The organism is Rhodovastum atsumiense, assembly GCF_937425535.1.
Taxonomy (GTDB): domain Bacteria; phylum Pseudomonadota; class Alphaproteobacteria; order Acetobacterales; family Acetobacteraceae; genus Rhodovastum; species Rhodovastum atsumiense.
This window is the reverse complement of the sequence record NZ_OW485601.1, coordinates 5,200,760-5,220,018: the sequence shown is the minus strand read 5'-3', so window position 1 is coordinate 5,220,018 and position 19,259 is coordinate 5,200,760. Positions and strand designations below refer to the sequence as shown.

Genomic DNA, 19,259 nt, shown 5'->3' with positions numbered 1-19,259 from the left:
ATTTAGATACCGCAATGGGCCAGCCACCTGACAGTAGGCGGCAGGGTGTTGCCACCGCTTGAACCCAAGCAGCACGCCTGGGTCTGCAGCAGCGCAGTGATGCATTGAGGGACAGCTGGCTGGCTGCCCCCATCTCCGAGGAGACGCGAGTAGCAGGCCAGCAAGGCGGTTGCTTTCGTGAGCCGGGCATGCCTGAGTACAGATCGTTCCGCTTTCTCTTGATCGTCCAGGACCGCTCGTGTCGATCCCGACGTACGATGACCTGATGCTCCCCGTGGTGAAGCTGTGCGCGGAGAAGACCTGGACGATGCGGGAGCTGATCGCCCGCGTGTCAGACGACCTTGGCCTCGCTGCCGTCGAGCGAGCGGCGCAAATCCCCAGCGGTAGCACGACCACGATCGCCAACCGGGTCCACTGGGCAAGACCTACCTGAAGCAGGCGAAGCTGCTCGAGCAACCGAAGCGGGGAACCGTTCAGATCACCGACCGCGGCAAGCAGGTGCTGGCCGCTACCCCGCCGAAGATCGACGGTGCTTTCCTGCTTCAGTTCGCCGAGTTCCAGGCGTTCCAGTCCCGGACCAAGTCGCATGACGCCCCTGCGGCCGCTGAGGGCACCTCCGCACCGACTCCGACGCCCGTAGAGCCGACCAGCACTCCCGAGGAGCAGATCACGACCGCCTCGCTGGCGCTCACCGAGGTCCTGCGGGACGCGCTGCTGGCCCGGGTCCTGGAGGCCTCGCCGACCTTCTTCGAGAGGCTGATCATCGACCTCCTGCTGGCGATGGGCTACGGCGGCTCGCAGACCGACGCCCGCCAGCAGCTCGGCGGCACCGGCGACGGAGGCGTCGACGGGGTGATCCGCCATTCCTAAGAAATTCGGCGCGTTGCTGGGGATGTTGGTCACACCCACTGAACTTGGAGGCAAGCGCCGGTTTCTATTCCCACAGGGGGGCGGCGGCCCGCGAGAGGTTATGTAGCATGCGCCACTGGTGAAATCGGGCTTGTACTCGGCGCCCCTCTCTGGCAAGAGGGGCGCACGGAGTTTCGTGCAACGGGTCGGCATGGCGCAACATTTCCTGCTTTCCGCAGCGGCACGCTCACTCAGCGCGGCGAAGGTCATGCGCATGTCGGAGAGCGGCGTGGTGAACGTGTTCATGCGCCTGCGCTGGCCTGAAACTGGCGGCAGGCCGGTCTGCCCTGGCTGCGGTTGCATGGTCTGCTATGCCTGCCCAAGATCTCCGGACCGGCCGCGCTGGCGTTGCAAGGTGTGTCGTGGCGATTTCTCGATCACCTCGGGCACGCTGTTCGCGCACCATAAGTTGCGTTGCGCACGTATCTGCTGGCGGTTGTCGCGTTCTGCAACGAGGTCAAGGGCCACAGCATGCTCGCGCTCTCCCGCGAACTCGATGTCCAGTACAAGACGGCGTTCGTGCTGGCGCACAAAATGCGTGAGGCCATGGCGTCCAGCGCGAAGGCGGTGCGCATCGGCGGTGCAGGACGTCAGGTCGAACTCGACGGCGCCTATTTCGGCAGCCATGTCCGGCCAGCCAATCTAGCGGCGAACCGCGTTGACCGGCGGCTGGCCGAGAACCGGTCGGACAAGCGCCAGGTCGTCGTGGTGATGCGCGAACGCCGCGGTCCCACGCTGGTGCAAGTGGTGCCGACCGAAGATGCCGCACTACCGCTCATCTCCCAGCGGATCGCCAAGGCGACCGTGCTGCATGCCGATGAGAGCCCGGCCTGGAACAAGCTGCACGCCAGGTTCCCGATGCGGCGGATCAACCATCAGGAGGGCTACAGCATCAACGGCGCCTGCACCAACGGTGCGGAATCCTACTTCTCCCGCCTGCGCCGCAGCGAGCTGGGGCATCACCACCACATCGCCGGACCGTATCTCCTCCGCTATGCCCAGGAAGCCGCCTGGCGGGAAGACGCAAGGCGCGTCAGCAACGGCGAGCAGGTGCATGGGGTGGTTCGCCTGGCCTTGCGCTGCCGACCATCGGTCGACTTCTGCGGTTACTGGCAGCGTGCCCATGTGGCCTAACGCACCCACCATCCGACCACGCCCACGGTCTCGACCCGCTCGATCGTATCCTTGGCGCGATTCAGCGACGCCAGCACAGTCTTTTGGATCAACGCGCGCTGGCGGTCGTCGCTGACCGCGATGCTTTTCAGATCCATCATTCGTTCGCCGATTTCGCGTGTCGTCATTGGCCGTGGCGCATCGCGCAACACGTCGTAGATCAGCCGAAGGCTTTCACCTGGACGGAACCAGGCGTTGCAACGTCGCCGCGGTCGAGGGCCGATCCCCTCGGGTCGGATCTCCGGATCGAACAGCCGCATGGTCGCGTCAAGGTGCGTCAAGGCGGTGCGGCGCTCGCCCAGCTGCTACTCCAGGTCTTTCACCAGCCCGGCCAACTCGGATCGCTTGTCACGCAATATACGGATGACTTCCTGCTCGGCCACCGTCGCCCTCCTCCTGAATTCCAGTGGAACGAGGGTAGATGGCCGATCTCAGAACCCGAACCGGCTGCAGGTGGCGTCTGCTACATGATGCCGCGGGGCCGCACACCGGAATGGCCGCTGCGCGACATTGTGGATGCGATCTTCTACGTGCTCCGCGGTGGCATCCCGTGGCGGATGATGCCGCCTTGCTTCCCGCCGTACCAGACGGTCTATGGCTGGTTCGCCCGCTGGCGCGACCGCAGCGTGTTTGAGGTGATCAACCATCACCTCGTCATGGCCGACCGCGAGCGCGCCGGTCGCGAGGCCAGCCCTTCGGCGGCGGTGATCGATAGCCAGAGCGTCAAGACCACCGAGGCAGGTGGCCCACGCGGCTACGACGCAGGCAAAAAGATCCTAGCATTACAGTTGCTTTTTTCGTTTCAGATGCGAGCGCTGTGCAGCGGCTTGGTGGGCGCGTCGCCAGAGCGACCAGGCGATAACGTGTGCGGGCTGGATGCGTCGTTGCGCAAGACGTGTGGCGACGCGTCGGATTTCCTGCATGGACCAGCGGATGAGCTCGGAAGGTTTCTTGCTGTCCGCAGGATTGTTTTTGGGGGTGGCAGGCAGTTGGCATGGTGGCGGATGGTCGCCAGCATGGCGAAGGCAAGCATCACCAGGGAGACGTGGCGGTGCCAACCGTGCCAGGACCTGGTTTCGTTGTGGTCGAGACCGAGCTCGTTCTTCGTGGTTTCGAAGCTGTCCTCGATCGTCCAGCGCTGGCCTTCGACGGTCACCAACCTCTCGATGCCGGTTCCGGCCGGGCACCAGGTGGTGAAGTAGGCATATTCGCCGTCGGTGATGTTGCGCCGGATCAGCAGACCGCGGGTCCAGAGCCCACTCTGGCTATCGTCGTATTCGGCCGCCTTGAGGTCGGCCAGTTCAAAGTAGGCCCAGTCATAGAGCCGCGCTCCCTTGGTGCCCGCGCCCGCCGAGAGGCGCTTCCAGGCGGAGGGGGCAAGATCCTTCGCAATGTCTTCGGCGGTGCCCGATACCTCCGGCTTGCCGATCCAGGACTGGAAGGTCTGGTTCGATTTGACGCCGAGCACGTAACCCTTGCCCGCCTTGCGCAGCGCCATCTCGATCTCGCCCACGCCGTAGACCGTATCCGCCGCCACCCAGGCAAACGGTACGCCTGCGGTGATGGCTCGCCTGATCATCTCCATCGCCAACCGCGGTTTGGTGGCAAAGCTCACCCCGGGCGGCACATGCGCGGCCGTAAGGCGCGCCGGGGAGTCGGTCCAGGCTTTCGGCAGGTAGAGGGCGCGGTCGATGAAGGCGTGGCCATGGCGCGACACGTAGGCGGCGAACACCCCGATCTGGCAGTTCGTGATCTTGCCCGCCGAGCCGGTGTATTGCCGCGCCACCCCGCAAGACGACTTACCCTGCTTGAGGAAGCCGGTCTCGTCGATCACCAGCACCGCTTCCGGGTCGGCCAGCGTCTCCAGCGCGTAGTCGCGTACAATGTCGCGCAAGGCGTCGGCGTCCCAGCGACCACGACCGAGAATGGCCTGTTGCCGCCAGGGGCCCGAATCGCCTGCCGCCTCGGCACGCATCCAACCGGTCTTGCGCCGCTCAGGCCCGAGCAACCCATCCAGGAACTGCCCCGCAGAGGCCGCCACCCGGTCCTGCGTGAACAGAGAACGCATGCGGGCTTTCACATCCCGCAGCGACGACGCCCAGAGTTCGAGCGTCGTCTCCATGCCTGCACTGCTCATCCGTTCCTCCCACCAGCGCATCACACATGGAGAGGGAACAGAAAAAAAGCAACTGTAATGCTAGGTTGGCAAGATTGACTGGCAGGCTTTGTCCTCCAGCTCTGCCAGATAGGCGGTCGGATCACGGCGGAAGCGGGTGCGCATGGTGCGGGCGTGGCGCCGACGATCGAGACGCCGTCGTAACTCCTTCCATCGCTCACGGTCGACGCGGCCAAGATCAGCGCCGTTGGGCGAATGGCGCCTGGTGGCGACGGCGGCGACCAGGCGCGCTTCGCCACGCAGCACGGCCGCGGGTGAGGCCACCTTGCGGCCGGTGGCCCGCCGCTCGTGGTAACGCTGCGAGCCGAACTCATGCTCGAGGTCGTTGTTGGTGCGCGGCAGGCCCAGGACGGCGTAGCAGTGGAACAACCCGGGGCGATAGCTGCGGGTGACCTTACAGAAATGGTCGACGGCGCCGCTGAGGCTGCCTGCGCTGTCACGGTGACGGGCCATGGCGCCGACCAGGCCGTCGAAGCGACGCTGGAGGGTGGCAGCATCCTCGGCATCATGGTTGTTCAGGAGGTGAGCGGCCTTGTGCACCCATGGATAGACCCGCTCGATGTCCGGCCACAACGCGGCCGTCTGCTCCAGACCGCGTTCGATCAGGTCTTGTAGTCGCGCGAGCGGCGGCGTGTCCCCCCTTTTTCCGCCACACGGTCCAGGCTGTCCGCCACCGCCTCCAGCCGCCCCTTGAGCTTCAGGCCCGCGGCCGCCAGCGGCGGACGGCCGTCGTCGGTGATGGCACTGCGCACCGCCGCGCAGTAGCCGCGCACCACCTCGGCCTGCGGCTCATCGCTGCCCTCGACGGACCGCTCGATCTGGCGGACGCCGCGAACCCGCTTCTTCAACTCCTTCTTCGCGTGCCGGTCGGCCTCGAAGATCGGCAGCACCGCCTCGCGCAAAAAGTGGAACTGGCAAAGCTGGTGCGGCACCCCGGGCAGCGCCCGCTCCACTGCCCGACGGATCGAGGTCTGGCCGTCGCTGACCACCCCCACGACCGGCACGCCCACCGCCTCCGTCACCTCCCTCAGCAGCGGGGCGAGGTCCCTGGCCGTGCCGGAGAGCAGGCTCCGCGCCAGCAACACCTCGCCCGAGACGCAGTCGCGCACCACCCACAGGACCTCGTGCCCCACGTCCGGCTGCAAGCCGTCCAGCGCCAGGATCACCCGCCTCTGCTTCGCCAGCAGCGCCCGCAGCCGACGGCTGTCGGTCAACGACGTCGCCAGCAGTTCGTCGTAACGGTCGAGCAGGTTGGTCACGCTCCGCTCGGAGATCTCCAGCCCGCGCGCCCGCAGGGCCTGGTGGATCTCCGGCACGCTGCGGTGGTCGCGGTGGCGCAGCACCCCCGCCAGCGCGATCACGTCCAGCCCAAACTCGTGCTTCGCCAAGGCGATCGAGCCTTCCGCCTCAGGCCGCCAAGGAAGGTCCCGGCGCTCGCAGCCAGCCTGCTCGCAACGCCGAACCTTCAGGCGCAGACGCGTCGGGCCCGCCAACGTCACAAGCGTGCGCTGGTTCTCGTAGCGTACCCGCATCGGGCTGCCGCAGGCCGGGCATGATTCCTGGATAGGCCACAGCACCGTTTCCCGGTCCGGTCGCTCGCGGGGCGATATCCTGGCCATCCGCACCTCCTGAAAGGAAGGTCCACCCCCCAGTCTAGCAGACAGTCAATCTTGCCGACCTAGAAAAGATCAATGGGCGCAAGCGCCACCTTCTGGTGGACACCGACGGACGCCCGCTGGCCGGCCAAGTGACCCCGGCCAGCGTGCAGGACCGCGACGGCGCACCGCCCGTGCTCAAGGCGTCGCGCGGCAGCTTCCCGTTCATCAAGCATGTCTTTGCCGATGCCGCCTACGCCGCCGAGCGTGTGGCTGCCGCGACGTGCATCGCCATCGAGATCGTCCGCAAGCCCCCCGGTCAGGTCGGCTTCGCCGTTCACCCGAGGCGCTGGGTGGTCGAAAGGTGCTTCGCGTGGGTCGGCCGAAACCGCCGTCTCGCCCGAGACTTCGAGGCCACCATCGCCTCGGCTACCGCCTTCCTCTACGCCGCCTCCGTCATGCTGCTCACCCGGCGGCTCGCTCGTTCCGCATGAGTTCAGAGACAGACTCTAAATCATGCAAAGCCATCGATCAGGAAGGCCGCACAGGACAATACCGATCATACAAGTCGCGTGAATATCAGCGCGAGTATCAGCGATGAAGATCACTGAACTGCACATGACCACCCGGCGGTCATCGAACCTCGGCAACTCGAATTACCTCACGTTGGAGGCCGGCGCGAAGGCTGTCCTCGACGAAGGCGATGATGTCGCGGATGTCCGCTCTGAGTTGGTGTCCGAGATCAACAAGTCCCTGCACGCGCAGTTGGACATGATCAGGGAAGGCGAATAGCTATGCTCGACGCCACCGAAGCCACCCCGGCCGCCATTGTGCCGACTGCCGGTTCCGCCACGCTGGTCCTGCCGGATGACCCGACCGAGGTCATCCCGACCCTGACCGCGGAAGTCGCGTTCGCCCCCGGCAACCCGCAGGTCATCATCTCGGCCGTCGAGAAATGGGCGAAGGCCGAGGCCGAGAAGCTGGACGCCAAGACGACGAAGTTGGCCCAGGCGCAGGAGACCGGGGATCGGGATTGGCAGGAGTTCGCCGACCCAGCAGCCGACGCCCGCGCCGCAACGGTGGATAAGCTGTCTGCCATGCACGCCGCTGCCGTGGCCCGGGAGGCTGAGCGCGCCGAGCTGGCACGTCTCCGGGCCGAGGCCGAGCGCCGTCGGCTGGAGGACGAGGCGCGGGCGCGCGCGGAAGCCGAGGCGCAGGCCGCCAAGGAGCAGGCCGAGCGCGAAGCGAGGATCGCGCAGGAAGCCGCCGAGCGCGCCGCCCGGGAGGCTGCAGCCAAGGCGGAGGCCGAGCGCCTGGCAGCCGAACGTCGTGCCGCTGCGGAGCGGGAGGCGATCGAGCAGCAGAAGCGGGAGGCCGAGGAAGCTGCCGCCCGCGCCGAAGCCGCCCGGCGCGAGGCAGAGGTGCGGGCCGAGCGCGAACGCCAGGAGGCTGCCGCCCGCGCGGAGCGTGAGCGCCAGGAGGCGATCGAGGCCGAGCGCCGCCGGGTCGCCGCCGAGGAAGCCGCCCGGAAAGCCGAGGAAGAGCGCCGGGCAGCCGACAAACGGCACCGCGGCCGGATCAACCGCGCCGTCCTGCAGGCCCTGGTCGGCCTGCCGATCGGCCTGACGGAGGACCAGGCCAAGACAATCGTGGAGGCCATCGCCCGCAGCGCCATCCCGCACGTCAGCATCGGTTACTGAGATGGCCGTCCGCCTCACCGAGCCCGGAGTGTATTCGCTCCGGGCCGCCGACTACCATTCCGATCCAGCCCCGGAGCCCAGCCTGTCCCACAGCATCGCCAAGATGCTGATCCCCGGCCGGCGCCCGACGCGGAGCCCCCGGCACGCGTGGCACGCGCACCCGCGCCTGAACCCGAAGTGGGAGCCGAGCAAGCCGACCCAGGCCAAGGACGAGGGGGCCATCGTGCATTCCCTGATCCTCGGCACCGGCGTCCCGGTCATGGAGGTGGCCGCCGACAACTGGAACAAGAAACAGGATCAGGTGCGCCGCGCCCAGGCACGCGCGGCCGGACAGATCCCCATCCTCTCCTGGCGCCTCGCAGAGCTGCATGACTGCGCCGACGCCGTGGTCGAGCAGATGATGGAGATCGAGTCCTGCACCGACTTTTTCGATCCGGATTGCCAGTCGGAGGCAACGCTGCTGTGGCAGATCGGCCCACTGTGGGCACGCGCCATGGTGGACCGCATGGCCCCGACCGGTATCTGGTATGACCTGAAATCCACCGGGATCAGCGCCGCGCCGGAAGACTTCAACTGGACGATGGAGCGCGAGCACGCGACCCAGGATGTCTAGTATCGGTCCGGCGGGCGCGCGCTGGCGGAGATCGGCAAACTGCCCGTGGCGCCGAAGGCTTTCCGGTTCGTCGCCTTCGAGACCTACGAACCCTATTGCGTCGCGATCTACGAGGTCGCCCAGACGCTCCTGGAAGCCGCAACCACCGACATGCACAAGGCAACCGCGACATGGGCGCGGTGCCTGCTGACGAACGAGTGGCCGGGCTACTCGTCCCAGGTCAACTACGTCGAGGCCAGCGTCGGACGGATGATCAATGCCCAGGAGAACGAGCTGCAGTGGTCTATGCCCATGGCGGAAGCAGCATGACCAAAGCGCCGCGCACCACCGGCCGGGGCGATCCTGGGCAGTCGTCCAAGATAGCGGCTGCCCTGCGCGAAAGCATCGCCACCTGGGCCAGCTACCTGTTCAACGTCGATGCGTTGCCACCGTCCTGGCCCATCAACTGGCGTCCGGATGGCGCCAAGCCCTGCATCGTCTGCCACGGGCGCCGCTGGTGGCGCCTCGCGTCCGATCCCAACTCCACTACCGGCTACGGGCCGGGATGGTGCTGCCAGACCTGCCACCCACCGCTGGCAGGAGCGTCCATCCTCACCGCGCCGGAACCCGAAAGGATCGCGGCATGACCACCACCGAGCACACGGCTCCCGCAGCAGCAGGGGCCAACCCTCTCAAATCCGCTGCTGAGCGGATCGCTCTGGTCCGGGCTGAGCTTGACCGGCTCCGCGCCGAGACCCAGCGCCTCCAGGCGGATGTGGAGCGGCTGACGCGGGAGCGGGATGAGGCAATCGACCGCGGCGCCCAAGCGCTGGAACGGCAGGATCAGAATTACCGCGCCCGCCTCGCCACGGCCGAGCGGCTGGCGGAGGCGGTGCATGGCCTGATCCCGGAGGGATGGGATACCGGCGCCATGGACCATATGCCCGGAATCGCCGATGCGCGCGCCGCCCTCGCGGCGTGGGAGGCGAGCCGTGGGTGAGCAGCAGACACCCCTCGACGCATTCCAGACACACATGAACCGCTGCATGGCGGCGGTTCTGGCGCCGATGCGCAGGCCGGATATCAGGGTCACGATCATCGTCCGTGCGCCAGAGGCCCTGCCCGAGGAAGCGATGATATCAACCAACGATGACCTGAGCGTCGTGCGCGACGCGGTGGTGCATTTTGCAGAGCGCTCCAATGGCTGACCGCGACACGATCGCCCGCGCGCTCGCGGCGAACCCAGCGCCCGGCGACTACGAGGATGTGCCGGCCGATGAGGTGTTCAACCGGCCGCGCTACTGCCACCTCGCGGAGCTATACCGACGACAGGCCGACGCGGTGCTCGCCGTCCTGGCGCCGGCCGGGGATGTGGAGGCGGTGGCGCGGGAGATGGCCGTCAATCGCGGTGAAGATCCAGACCAGATCGTCACCAATGACAGATACGAGGATGAGCCGCTGTGGTGCTCGTTCCGGCCCGAGGCGAGATGGCACCTCGGCCGCCTCGCCGCGGTGAGGACGGAAGCCGACCAGTTGCGGAGCGCGCTGCGGCGCGTCACCGATGCCGCCGGCATGCTCGCCACCGAGCTGACCGATCCAGGCCCCGAGGCGCTGACCGCGATCCACTGCGCAAGGGAGGCGCTGCGCACCGATGCCGCCCAGACCCCGGCGGAGGGAGGCGGCAATGCCTGACGCCCTCCACCGCGAGACTGCCTCAACCCGGCAGGAACGGCGTCGACTTACGGTGGCGATCCGCAGTCGTCGCTGGATGGCTCAGGTTGTGGTGCCTGTTCGCCATCTGGCCGCGAACACTTTCCGCCACGGCCCGAAGGCTGCCGAGCAGTCCAGAACTGCGCCCGATCGTAGGTCGCTGCAAGCGCCTTGCAATCAAACTGCCTTTTTCTACGGCGAGGCTCAATATTTTTGTAAACATCGCGCACCTCCAATAGTTATAATTATAACACATGGAGAGATGAAACGACGAACAAATGCAATGAGAATTTCAATAATGCTTGACTTGATGCTGACAGGCCCGTCGCCGAACGAGATCGAGACCACCGCCGGTGACAGCGGCCGGTGCCTGACCTGCCGGCATTTCACCCCGATCGACAACGGCTGCGTCCGGAACGGCACCGTGTGATTGCTCACGGGGGTGGCGGGAGGGGGTTGCGCTGGGCGCTGAGATGTGAATCAAAATCGGGATGCCGACCCCTCCTCGCATCCGGCTGACCGAGGCTGAAAAGGACGCGCTGCTGTTGGAGCAGGCGGCGCTGATTGAGCGCATGGCGGCGCGGATCGCCGAGTTGGAAACGCTGGTTGGCAAACCGCGGAAGACGTCGTCGAATTCCAGCCTTCCGCCGTCCCAGGATGGCCCGGGGCGCAAGAACCGGGAGCGGAAGCGGTCGCGCAAACCCCGCCCCTCGCGACCGGGGGCGACGCGGCCCCTGGCGGACACCCCCGATAAGACGGAACGCTGCCTGGTCGAGGCCTGCCCGCATTGCGGAGCGGCCGTGGCCGAGACGGCGCAGCAGTGCCGCGAGCGCTACGACCACGTCGACCTTCCCGCCGTCCGCCCGGAGGTGACGCGGGTCGAGGTGTTTGGCGGGCGGTGTCACGGCTGCGGCCGGCGCTATCGCGCCCCGACGCCCGCGGCCATGCCACCGGGGACGCCGTTCGGGCCAGGGATCCACGCCCTGCTGGCCTACCTGCATCACAGCCACCACGTTGGCTTCGAGCGCCTGTCGCGGATGTGCAAGGAACTGTTCGGGCTTTCCATCTCGGAAGGGGCGATCGCCAATGCCTTCCGCCGGATGGCAGGCAAGTTCGATGCCGCTTGCGCGGCCATCAAGGCGAAGCTGCTGCAGGCCCGCGTCATCGCCTCGGATGAAACCACCACCCGCATCGACGGCGTCACCCATTGGCAGTGGGTGTTCGTCTCCGAGCAGGCAATTCTGCACGAGATCGCGCCAGGGCGGGGACGCGCCGTGGCCGAGGCGGTGCTCGATGGCCACCGGCCCGAGGTGTGGGTTTCGGATCGCTACGCCGGGCAGCAGGAGTTGGGCCAGACCCATCAGGTCTGCCTCGCTCACGTGCTGCGCGACGTGCAATACGCCATCGACTGCGGCGATACGGTGTGTGCCCCGAAGATCCGCGACCATCTGCGCTGGGCGATCCGGATCGGCAAGCGACGACCATCGCTCAAAGACAGCACGCTCGCCGTCTATGCCGGCCAGGCCGAGCGACGTCTGGATCGCCTGCTCGGCACGCCGGCCGCTCATCCGGCCGGGCGGGAGTTGCAGCGGCAGATCAAGGCCTGGCGAAACAAGTTCTTCGTCTTCCTGCATGACCGGCGCGTTCCGCCGACCAACAACATCAGCGAGCAGGAAATCCGGCCCTCCGTGGTGTTCCGCAAGGTCACCAACGGGTTCCGCTCCGCCTGGGGCGCCAAGGTCCACGCCGGCTATCGCTCGGTCACCGGGACGGCCCGCCTGAAAGGAACGACCGCCCTCAACGCCGTCCGAGCTCTCATCGACGGTTCGTTCGCCATCGCCTGAACCCCGCGTCAGCCAACCCGGTGAGCAATTACGGCACCGTCACCGACGCCGCCGGGAATGAGCGGCCCATGATGTATGTCTATCCCGCGATGCGGGCACGGTGCTGGAAGGCCCCTGATGTCCGGTGACCGCAAAATCCACCGCCTCGGGCGGCGCCCGGATCCACTCGCCGAGCTGGTGCGGGACTGTGCCAGGGAGGCGGCCAAACCCGTCACCGCGCGCGGCGGCTGGGGCGCCCGCCTGCGCCGGCAACAGGCGCTCCTGCAGCGCGCGGCGGAGGCCCTGGGTAAGTGGGGACGCCGTCCCAACCACGCCCCGGGCCAGGGTGACCTGTGCGACCTGTTGGAGGATCGGGATGCAGCCTGAGGGTGAGCGCAAGGCCATGCCGCACTGGCCACGCGGTCTCTCGGAGGACTTGGCCGCCGCCTATGTCGGCCTATCGTCCAGCACGTTCCGCCGCGAGGTAGGGGCCGGCCGGGCACCTGCCTCGGTCCGCCTCACCCCCGGCCGTCAGGTCTGGCTCCGCGAGGATCTGGATGCCTGGCTTGACCGCCTGGCCGGCCGCGCGCCAGCCTCGGCCGGAACGAACCCATGGATGGCCAGGGTCAATGTCGCCGGTTGATCTGCCATACCTGAAAATCTACCGCTCTCGCGGCCGGCTCTACGCCTACTACCGGCGGGCCGGCTGCCGGATCCGGCTTGCCGGCGAGATCGGCAGCCCCGAGTTTCTGGCCAGCTACGACGCAGCACGGCGCCAGGTAGAGGCCGTCGCCACTCCGGGCCGCCAACGGGAAGCATCGCCCCTCCCCGGCTCTCTGCTGGCCCTCGTGCAGCTCTATCGCAGCGCGCCGGAATATCGCTCTCTGGGAGACGCTACCCGGGCCAGCTACGACCGCCACATTGATGCACTGCTGCCACGTTTCGGTGACCTGCCCGTCGCCCAGGTGCCCCGGGCGTGGGTGCTGGCGATGCGTGACGAGCTGCAGCAGACACCCCGGGCCGCGAACTACAGGGTGGCCGTGATCAAGCGCCTGCTGTCATTCGCGGTCGAGCGCGAATGGCGCTCGGATAACCCGGCGTCACGGACCAAGGGGCTCCGCACAGGCCCTGGGCATCGGGCGTGGGCCGATTCGGAGGTCGAGGCCATGACCAGCGAGGCCGCGGGAGACTTCCGCATTCCGGTTCTGCTGGCCCTGCACACCGCCCAGAGGCAGGCCGACGTGCTCGCAATGACCTGGGCCGCCTACGACGGCAGCGCCATTCGGGTCCGCCAGGGGAAACAGCGCCACCTGCGGGACGCCGCCGAGATGGCCATCCCGGTGCACCCGATACTGCGCACTGTCCTGGACGCCGAGCGTGAACGTCAGCGGGCCGAGGCCACGGCACGCAACTGCCCGGTCCCCGCCACCATCTGCGTCACCAACGATCTGCGGCCTTGGAAGGCGGACTGGTTCAAGCACCGATTCGCAGCGACACGCGCCACGATGGGGCTACCGACCGACCTGCACTTCCACGGGTTGCGGCACTCGGCCGCCTCTCGGCTCGCCGAAGCCGGCGCCAGCGACGCCGAAATCCAGGCCATCACCGGGCACCGGACACGGGCCATGGTGGCCCATTACACGGCCGGAGCGCGGCAAAAATCGCTGGCAAAATCGGGAATGGCCCGGCTGTCGCGGAAACGGACCGGGAACCAGAGTGTCTAACGCACCTGATTTGGAGTGTCTAACTTGGACCGCTTCCGAACCAGAAATCGCATATCCGGTTGATTTAATTGGTGAGCCCGGTGGGACTCGAACCCACGACCCCAAGATTAAAAGTCTCGTGCTCTACCGGCTGAGCTACGGGCTCTCTCACCGCGCCTTGAACGCCAAGGCGCGGCTTCGGTCAAGACGCGAAGTTACTTCACGTCCGCTGCAACGCGCATATGCACGATGCGATCCGGATCTGTCACTTCCCCGTTCCGGCCGGTTCCCTTTTTGATCTTGTCGATGAACTCCATGCCCGACACGACCTGGCCCCAGATCGTGTACTGCCCGTCCAGATGCGGCGCGGGGGCGAACATGATGTAGAATTGGCTGTCGGCGCTGTTCGGGTTCATCGACCGCGCGGCGCCCACCGTGCCCCGCAGGAAGCGGCGCTTGTTGGTGAACTCGGCGGGAATATTGCCAAGCCCGCTGCCGCCCGTGCCGGTGCCGGTCGGATCGCCGCCCTGCGCCATAAAGCCGTCGATCACGCGATGGAACGGGGTACCGTCATAGAACCCCTTCCGGCACAGCGTCTTGACCCGCTCCACGTGCTTGGGCGCGATGTCCGGAAGAAGCTGGATCACCACCCGCCCATCCTTGAGGTCGAGATAGACGGTGTTCTCGGGATCCAGCTGCGTCTGGGCTTCGCTCATACTGCTGCTCATTATGAATGGCGTTGCGGAAAAGGCTGCCAGCATGGCACGTCTGCGCATCATCACACGCTCCAGGTCTGTTGCGCCCTATGCGTGCGGCGGCGCCAGTCGGGCGCGCGTCCGCTGCAAGGTCAGCGGCGGCACGAAAGAGGAGATGTCGCCCCCAAGCTGGGCAATCTCCTTGACGAATCGCGACTGGATGAACTGGTGCCGTTCGCTGGCCATGAGGTAGACGGTCTCAACCGTCGAATCGAGCCGGTAGTTCATGCCGGCCATGGCGAATTCGTAGTCGAAATCCGAAACCGCGCGCAGCCCCCGCACGATCACGCTGGCCCCGACCGACTGCGCAAAATGCATCAGCAGGCCTTCGAAGGGCCGCACCTCGATCTCGGTGCCGGTGCGCTCGGCAATGGGCGCCACTTCCGCGCGCACCAGATCGACGCGCTCATCCAGCGGGAACAACGGCCCCTTGCCGATGTTCATCGCCACGCCGACGATCAGCTTGTCCAGCAACCGCGCGGCGCGCCCGATGATATCGAGATGCCCATTGGTCACCGGATCGAAGGTACCGGGATACAGCCCGATGCGATAGCGGCACGACGGCTCAGACATCGTCCGGCTCTCCCTGCTGCGTGCCAGGCCGATCCTCGGCCACACCGTCGCCCGGCGTCTCGATCACCGGGAAAACGCTCGTCACATGCTCGCCGGACTCCAGGCGGAACAGCGTCACCCCCATCGCGGCGCGGCCGGTCAGCCGCACCTGGTCGGCGGGAAGACGGATCAGCTTGCCCGCATCGGTCACCAGCATCACGTCATCGCCCGATCGCACCGGCAAGGTCCCGGCCACCGCCCGTCCAGTGCGCGCCGAGAGGCTGATGTTGGCGATCCCCTGTCCGCCCCGGCCGCTGACGCGGTATTCATAGGCAGAGCTGCGCTTGCCGAAGCCCTGGTCGGTGACCGTCAGCAGGAACTCCTCGGCACCCTCCAGTTCGGCGAAGCGCTCGGCAGACAACGCCACTTCGCTCGCACCCTCCTCTTCCTCGGTCGGCGCCTCGGCCTCCTCGCCGGCGGCACGGCGACGCGCGGCGGCGAGCTTCAGATAGGTCGCGCGCTCGTTGACGTCGGCCTCGACATGCCGCAGCACGGCAAGACTGACCACCTCGTCGCGCGGCTTGCCGCCTTCCTGCAGCTTCACCCCGCGCACGCCGGAGCTGTCACGCCCGGCAAAGACACGCAGATTCTCGTCGGTGATCTGGAAGCGGATGCAGCGGCCGCGCCGCGTGGCCAGCAGCAGGTCGTCACCGCCCTCGCGGCAGGTGGCGACCCCGATCAGCCGATCGCCCTCGTCGAGCTTCATGGCGATCAGCCCACTCGCGCGCACGTTGCGGAAATCGGACAGGCGGTTGCGGCGGACATTGCCCTGGGCGGTGGCGAAGACCAGGTGCAGGCTGTCCCACAGCGTCTCGTCCTGCGGCAGCGGCAGCACGGTGGTGATGGTGTCGCCGCCGAGTTCGGGCAGCAGGTTCACCAGCGCCCGTCCCTTGGCGGTGGGGCCGGCCTCCGGCAAGCGCCAGACCTTCTCCCGGTACGCCTTGCCGCCGGATGAGAAGAACAACACCCACTGATGCGTGTGCGCATTGAAGCTGCGGGTGACGACGTCGTCGCCACGCGTCGCCGCCGCGCTGCGACCGCGCCCGCCGCGGTTCTGCTGGCGGAACGTCTCCAGCGGGGTGCGCTTGATGAAGCCGTCGCGGGTGATGGTGACCACCATCTGCCCCGGCTCGATCAGGCTCTCGTCGTCCTGGTCGGCGACGCCATCGACGATCTCGGTCAGGCGCGGCGAGGCGATGGCGGCGCGCACCTGCTGCAGTTCGTTGCGCATCACCTCCATGCGGCGGGGATGGCTGGCAATGATATCCAGCAGGTCGGCGATCTTGCGCGCGACCTCGGTCATCTCGTCGTGGATCTTGTCGCGCTCGAGCCCGGTCAGGCGCTGCAGGCGCAGATCCAGGATGCCGCGCGCCTGCTCGTCAGTCAGGTGCACCGTGCCGTCATCGGCGACCACGTTGCGCACGTCCTCGATCAGGGCGAGCAGCGGCAGCACGTCGGCGGCCGGCCAGGCACGCTCCATCAGGGCGGTGCGCGCAGTGCCCGGATCGGGGCTGGTGCGGATCAGGCGGATCACCTCGTCGATATTGGCAACCGCGATCGCCAGCCCGACCAGCAGATGCGCCCGGTCGCGTGCCTTGCCCAGCTCGTAGCGGGAGCGGCGCAGGATCACGTCCTCGCGGAAGCGGATGAAGGCCTGCAGTGCGTCCTTCAACCCCATCAGCCGCGGCCGGCCGCCATCGAGCGCCAGCATGTTCACGCCGAAGCTGGTCTGCAGCGCGGTGAAGCGGAACAACTGGTTCAGCACCACCTCGGCGGTGGCTTCCCGCTTCAGCTCGACCACGATGCGCATGCCGGAGCGGTCGCTCTCGTCACGCATGTCGGAGATGCCCTCGACCTGCTTGGCGCGCACCAGCTCGGCGATGCGCTCCAGCAGGGTGGCCTTGTTCACCTGGTACGGGATCTCGGTGACCACGATCTGCTCGCGGTCGCCGCGGCCCATCTTCTCGATCTCGGCGCGGGCCCGCAGCACGATCGAACCCCGCCCGGTCTCGAAGGCCTGGCGGATGCCCGCGCGCCCCAGGATCAGGGCCCCGGTGGGGAAATCAGGGCCGGGGACGATCTTCATCAGCTCGTCGAGGCCGGTCTCCGGCTCGTCGATCAGGCGCAGCGTGGCGTCGATGATCTCGCCGGGGTTGTGGGTGGGGATGTTGGTGGCCATCCCCACGGCGATGCCGTTGGCCCCGTTGATCAGCAGGTTGGGGAAGCTCGCCGGCAGGACCCGCGGCTCCTGCGCCGATTCGTCGTAGTTCGGCTGGAAATCGACCGTGTCCTTGTCGATGTCCTCGATCAGGAAGCTGCTCGCGCGCGCCAGCCGCACCTCGGTGTAGCGCATGGCCGCCGGCGGGTCGCCGTCCACCGAGCCGAAATTGCCCTGCCCGTCGACCAGCGGCACGCGCATGGAGAAGGACTGCGCCATGCGCACCATGGCGTCGTAGATCGCCGCGTCGCCATGCGGGTGGTACTTGCCCATGACGTCGCCGACCACGCGGGCCGACTTGCGATAGGGCTTGTCGGCGACGTAGCCGGATTCCTGCATCGCGTACAGGATGCGCCGGTGCACCGGCTTCAGCCCATCGCGCGCGTCCGGCAACGCGCGGCTGACGATCACCGACATCGCGTAGTCGAGGTAGGAGCGGCGCATCTCCTCCTCGAGCATTACCGGCAGCGTGTCGGAGGGGGTGCCGGACCCGGAGGGTGGGTTCCCTGAGGGCGGATCCTGGGGCGTATCGCTCACGTCGGTCCTGATTCACTGGGTGGGGCTCACCCGGCGAACCGGGCAAGGCATCTGAGGGTCCAGGCAAACAAAACCAGCAGCGCGAACCGCCCGGTCGCGACTCCATGCCAGCCCATTGCCGTCACGGCTTCCTAGCATGCCCTGGCGGCTTGGGGGAGTGGCAGGGATGCAGCCGGGCCACCGGCCCGCCGAGAGCGCCCGATTGGGTAAATCGGAGCCCAAATAAATACATACGCAATCAATCGCATCGGGCGAACACGGATATTTTGATCGCAAGGTAAATTATTAAACCCGCAAATCACAAACACGAGAAATACTGTTGCTTTCGTGCAACACATGTCAAGGCGATATCTTCGCCGCCGGGATCCCGGCGCCCGGCCGGCAACTTCCACCCTGCTTTGAACTTTCGCGGGTTGAACTTTCGCGGACGATCTGCCCCCGCCTCGCGGCGGAACACCAGGCAGCCCGTCATCAGCGATAAGGGGGAGAGTACAGTTGAAAAGCCTGAACAGCGCCTTGCTGGCCGGAACGATTCTTGTTGCCCTCCCGATGGTGGCCCGGGCCGAAGCGATCAGCGGCCTTTATATCGGGGCCGGCGTCGGGGCCAATTTTCTGCAGAACCAGACCATCAAGGGGGTGCAATTGCCCGGCGCCCCGTACGCCTTCGCCGGCAGCAACCCGAAATTCGACACCGGCCTCGCCACCCTGGGCAGCGTCGGCTGGGGCTTCGGCAACGGGCTGCGCGTCGAACTGGAAGGCAATTACCGATTCAATAACCTGCGCAGTGTTGGCGGCATCCCGGGCAGCCCCACCGGCACCGAAGAGAAATACGGCGCGATGGTCAACGTGCTGTACGACATCGACATCGCCCGGTACGGGCTGAGTTTCTACAACATATCCCCCTATGTCGGCGCCGGCGTCGGCTGGGTGCACAACCGCTGGTCCAACGTCAATGTCGGCTCGGGCGCGCCCGGCGGGACCTTGCTGCGGATCAACAGCCAGGTGGACGACATCGCCTACCAGGCCATCGCCGGCGTGGCCTTCCCGATCGAGGCGGTGCCCGGCCTGGCGGTGACGGCGGAATACCGCTTCTACATCGAGCCGAACGACCGCAAATACGAAAGCCAGTACTTCGCCCCCGGCACCAAGCTCGGCCCGAACACCAAGGTCTCCGACGATCTGAACCACAGCGTCATGATCGGCGTCCGCTACGCCTTCAACGCCGCCCCGCCACCGCCGCCGCCAACCCCCGCCCCGGTGGTCGCGCCGGCCCCCGCCCCCTCGCGCACCTATCTCGTGTTCTTCGACTGGGACCGGGCCGACCTGACCGGCCGCGCCCGCCAGATCATCGCCGAGGCCGCCCAGAACTCGACGCGGGTGCAGTACACGCGAATCGAGGTGGCCGGCCACGCGGACCTGACCGGCACGCCGCAATACAACCAGCGCCTGTCGCTGCGCCGTGCCCAGAACGTCGCCGGCGAACTGGTCCGCAACGGCGTGCCGCAGGCCGCCATCTCCATCCAGGCCTTCGGCGACAGCCGCCCGCTGGTGCCGACCGCCCGCGGCGTGCGCGAACCACAGAACCGCCGGGTCGAAATCGTCCTGAGATAACCCCCAACCCGGACCGGCCGGGCGCGCCCGATCAAGGGCGCGTGCGGCGGCGGCAACGGCACTATCCGTCTCCGTCACCGCCCTGGCATGGTCCGGCCTCCGCACTGGAGGCCCCAATGCCTCTTCCCCTGCCTGGCTCCTGCCC

Annotated in this window: 20 protein-coding genes, 1 tRNA gene and 5 pseudogenes; 19 read left to right on the top strand and 7 right to left on the bottom strand. The window is 67.2% G+C overall.

Features of this window, described 5'->3' with window-relative positions; genetic code table 11:
• Positions 1–265: 265 nt before the first annotated feature.
• From NBY65_RS23535 to NBY65_RS23525, 3 genes and pseudogenes are all read left to right on the top strand, one after another.
• A pseudogene (locus tag NBY65_RS23535) lies at positions 266–447 on the top strand (winged helix-turn-helix domain-containing protein); the annotation flags it as partial.
• Positions 448–498: 51 nt separating this feature from the next.
• On the top strand, positions 499–870 hold the full coding sequence (locus tag NBY65_RS23530; protein WP_150040817.1) for a restriction endonuclease: 372 nt from the start codon (positions 499–501) through the stop codon (positions 868–870).
• A gap of 190 nt (positions 871–1,060) precedes the next feature.
• A pseudogene (locus NBY65_RS23525) lies at positions 1,061–2,043 on the top strand (IS1595 family transposase).
• On the opposite strand, the gene NBY65_RS23520 reads toward NBY65_RS23525, so the two are convergent.
• Positions 2,040–2,342 carry a hypothetical protein gene (locus tag NBY65_RS23520; protein WP_150040818.1) on the bottom strand — a complete coding sequence of 101 codons (303 nt, stop codon included), beginning with the start codon at positions 2,340–2,342 and terminating at the stop codon, positions 2,040–2,042. The pseudogene NBY65_RS23525 and the gene NBY65_RS23520 overlap by 4 nt on opposite strands.
• 111 nt (positions 2,343–2,453) lie before the next feature.
• Between NBY65_RS23520 and NBY65_RS23515 the strand changes: the two are divergent.
• A pseudogene (locus NBY65_RS23515) lies at positions 2,454–2,858 on the top strand (transposase); the annotation flags it as partial.
• A 182-nt stretch (positions 2,859–3,040) separates the two neighbouring features.
• Here NBY65_RS23515 and NBY65_RS23510 read toward each other — a convergent pair.
• Positions 3,041–4,219: pseudogene (locus NBY65_RS23510) on the bottom strand (IS701 family transposase); the annotation flags it as partial.
• A gap of 60 nt (positions 4,220–4,279) precedes the next feature.
• Positions 4,280–5,790, bottom strand: a protein-coding gene (locus NBY65_RS23505) for an ISNCY family transposase (protein WP_250265768.1) whose coding sequence is annotated in 2 segments (ribosomal slippage) — positions 4,280–4,893 and positions 4,893–5,790 — 1,512 coding nt in all. Because the reading frame shifts where the segments join, the coding sequence is not laid out codon by codon here.
• A 149-nt stretch (positions 5,791–5,939) separates the two neighbouring features.
• On the opposite strand from NBY65_RS23505, the pseudogene NBY65_RS23500 reads away from it, so the two are divergent.
• The 14 genes and pseudogenes from NBY65_RS23500 to NBY65_RS23440 all read left to right on the top strand — a co-directional run.
• A pseudogene (locus NBY65_RS23500) lies at positions 5,940–6,347 on the top strand (transposase); the annotation flags it as partial.
• A 103-nt stretch (positions 6,348–6,450) separates the two neighbouring features.
• Positions 6,451–6,645 (top strand): hypothetical protein, encoded by a 195-nt coding sequence (locus NBY65_RS23495; protein WP_150045809.1) that lies wholly within the window; start codon positions 6,451–6,453, stop codon positions 6,643–6,645.
• Between the two features lie 2 nt (positions 6,646–6,647).
• Positions 6,648–7,553, top strand: coding sequence for a hypothetical protein (locus NBY65_RS23490; protein WP_150045808.1), 906 nt, complete (start codon positions 6,648–6,650; stop codon positions 7,551–7,553).
• 1 nt (position 7,554) lies between these two features.
• Entirely contained in the window at positions 7,555–8,166 is a 612-nt protein-coding gene (locus NBY65_RS23485) for a hypothetical protein (protein ID WP_150045807.1), read from the top strand.
• A gap of 45 nt (positions 8,167–8,211) precedes the next feature.
• A complete protein-coding gene (locus NBY65_RS23480) occupies positions 8,212–8,475 on the top strand; it encodes a PD-(D/E)XK nuclease-like domain-containing protein (protein ID WP_162530934.1) in 264 nt (87 codons plus the stop codon).
• The gene (locus NBY65_RS23475) at positions 8,472–8,792 is read left to right on the top strand and encodes a hypothetical protein (protein WP_150045805.1); all 321 of its coding nucleotides are present in this window, start codon (positions 8,472–8,474) and stop codon (positions 8,790–8,792) included. The genes NBY65_RS23480 and NBY65_RS23475 overlap by 4 nt, the downstream gene beginning before the upstream one ends.
• Positions 8,789–9,145: a hypothetical protein gene (locus NBY65_RS23470; protein ID WP_150045804.1), complete on the top strand. Its 357-nt coding sequence runs from the start codon at positions 8,789–8,791 to the stop codon at positions 9,143–9,145. The genes NBY65_RS23475 and NBY65_RS23470 overlap by 4 nt, the downstream gene beginning before the upstream one ends.
• A complete protein-coding gene (locus tag NBY65_RS23465; protein WP_150045803.1) occupies positions 9,138–9,353 on the top strand; it encodes a hypothetical protein in 216 nt (71 codons plus the stop codon). The genes NBY65_RS23470 and NBY65_RS23465 overlap by 8 nt, the downstream gene beginning before the upstream one ends.
• Positions 9,346–9,837: a hypothetical protein gene (locus NBY65_RS23460; protein WP_150045802.1), complete on the top strand. Its 492-nt coding sequence runs from the start codon at positions 9,346–9,348 to the stop codon at positions 9,835–9,837. Before NBY65_RS23465 ends, NBY65_RS23460 begins: the two co-directional genes overlap by 8 nt.
• 316 nt (positions 9,838–10,153) lie before the next feature.
• Entirely contained in the window at positions 10,154–10,285 is a 132-nt protein-coding gene (locus tag NBY65_RS33910) for a hypothetical protein (RefSeq protein ID WP_275266349.1), read from the top strand.
• Positions 10,286–10,346: 61 nt separating this feature from the next.
• Positions 10,347–11,699 carry an IS66 family transposase gene (gene tnpC / locus NBY65_RS23455; RefSeq protein ID WP_250265687.1) on the top strand — a complete coding sequence of 451 codons (1,353 nt, stop codon included), beginning with the start codon at positions 10,347–10,349 and terminating at the stop codon, positions 11,697–11,699.
• A gap of 117 nt (positions 11,700–11,816) precedes the next feature.
• Complete coding sequence (locus NBY65_RS23450) at positions 11,817–12,065, top strand: hypothetical protein (protein WP_150044295.1); 249 nt, start codon at positions 11,817–11,819, stop codon at positions 12,063–12,065.
• Positions 12,055–12,321 (top strand): helix-turn-helix transcriptional regulator, encoded by a 267-nt coding sequence (locus NBY65_RS23445; protein WP_203330689.1) that lies wholly within the window; start codon positions 12,055–12,057, stop codon positions 12,319–12,321. Before NBY65_RS23450 ends, NBY65_RS23445 begins: the two co-directional genes overlap by 11 nt.
• Complete coding sequence (locus NBY65_RS23440) at positions 12,308–13,402, top strand: tyrosine-type recombinase/integrase (RefSeq protein ID WP_162530822.1); 1,095 nt, start codon at positions 12,308–12,310, stop codon at positions 13,400–13,402. The genes NBY65_RS23445 and NBY65_RS23440 overlap by 14 nt, the downstream gene beginning before the upstream one ends.
• A 69-nt stretch (positions 13,403–13,471) precedes the next feature.
• Here NBY65_RS23440 and NBY65_RS23435 read toward each other — a convergent pair.
• From NBY65_RS23435 to gyrA, 4 genes are all read right to left on the bottom strand, one after another.
• Positions 13,472–13,547, bottom strand: a tRNA-Lys gene (locus NBY65_RS23435).
• 49 nt (positions 13,548–13,596) lie between these two features.
• Positions 13,597–14,097 (bottom strand): peptidylprolyl isomerase, encoded by a 501-nt coding sequence (locus NBY65_RS23430; RefSeq protein WP_150044291.1) that lies wholly within the window; start codon positions 14,095–14,097, stop codon positions 13,597–13,599.
• Positions 14,098–14,184: 87 nt separating this feature from the next.
• Positions 14,185–14,709, bottom strand: coding sequence for a pantetheine-phosphate adenylyltransferase (coaD, locus tag NBY65_RS23425; protein WP_150044289.1), 525 nt, complete (start codon positions 14,707–14,709; stop codon positions 14,185–14,187).
• Entirely contained in the window at positions 14,702–17,425 is a 2,724-nt protein-coding gene (gene gyrA / locus NBY65_RS23420) for a DNA gyrase subunit A (protein WP_150044305.1), read from the bottom strand. The genes coaD and gyrA overlap by 8 nt, the downstream gene beginning before the upstream one ends.
• A gap of 573 nt (positions 17,426–17,998) precedes the next feature.
• On the opposite strand from gyrA, the gene NBY65_RS23415 reads away from it, so the two are divergent.
• Complete coding sequence (locus NBY65_RS23415; RefSeq protein WP_239003078.1) at positions 17,999–19,114, top strand: OmpA family protein; 1,116 nt, start codon at positions 17,999–18,001, stop codon at positions 19,112–19,114.
• Positions 19,115–19,259: the final 145 nt, after the last annotated feature.

Coding starts and splice junctions, on each gene's coding strand:
- NBY65_RS23520 (WP_150040818.1), bottom strand. CDS start 2,342: ATGCGGCTGTTCGATCCGGAGATCCGACCCGAGGGGATCGGCCCTCGA.
- NBY65_RS23495 (WP_150045809.1), top strand. CDS start 6,451: ATGAAGATCACTGAACTGCACATGACCACCCGGCGGTCATCGAACCTC.
- NBY65_RS23490 (WP_150045808.1), top strand. CDS start 6,648: ATGCTCGACGCCACCGAAGCCACCCCGGCCGCCATTGTGCCGACTGCC.
- NBY65_RS23485 (WP_150045807.1), top strand. CDS start 7,555: ATGGCCGTCCGCCTCACCGAGCCCGGAGTGTATTCGCTCCGGGCCGCC.
- NBY65_RS23475 (WP_150045805.1), top strand. CDS start 8,472: ATGACCAAAGCGCCGCGCACCACCGGCCGGGGCGATCCTGGGCAGTCG.
- NBY65_RS23470 (WP_150045804.1), top strand. CDS start 8,789: ATGACCACCACCGAGCACACGGCTCCCGCAGCAGCAGGGGCCAACCCT.
- NBY65_RS23460 (WP_150045802.1), top strand. CDS start 9,346: ATGGCTGACCGCGACACGATCGCCCGCGCGCTCGCGGCGAACCCAGCG.
- NBY65_RS33910 (WP_275266349.1), top strand. CDS start 10,154: ATGCTTGACTTGATGCTGACAGGCCCGTCGCCGAACGAGATCGAGACC.
- tnpC (WP_250265687.1), top strand. CDS start 10,347: ATGCCGACCCCTCCTCGCATCCGGCTGACCGAGGCTGAAAAGGACGCG.
- NBY65_RS23450 (WP_150044295.1), top strand. CDS start 11,817: ATGTCCGGTGACCGCAAAATCCACCGCCTCGGGCGGCGCCCGGATCCA.
- NBY65_RS23445 (WP_203330689.1), top strand. CDS start 12,055: ATGCAGCCTGAGGGTGAGCGCAAGGCCATGCCGCACTGGCCACGCGGT.
- NBY65_RS23440 (WP_162530822.1), top strand. CDS start 12,308: ATGTCGCCGGTTGATCTGCCATACCTGAAAATCTACCGCTCTCGCGGC.
- NBY65_RS23430 (WP_150044291.1), bottom strand. CDS start 14,097: ATGAGCGAAGCCCAGACGCAGCTGGATCCCGAGAACACCGTCTATCTC.
- coaD (WP_150044289.1), bottom strand. CDS start 14,709: ATGTCTGAGCCGTCGTGCCGCTATCGCATCGGGCTGTATCCCGGTACC.
- gyrA (WP_150044305.1), bottom strand. CDS start 17,425: ATGCTCGAGGAGGAGATGCGCCGCTCCTACCTCGACTACGCGATGTCG.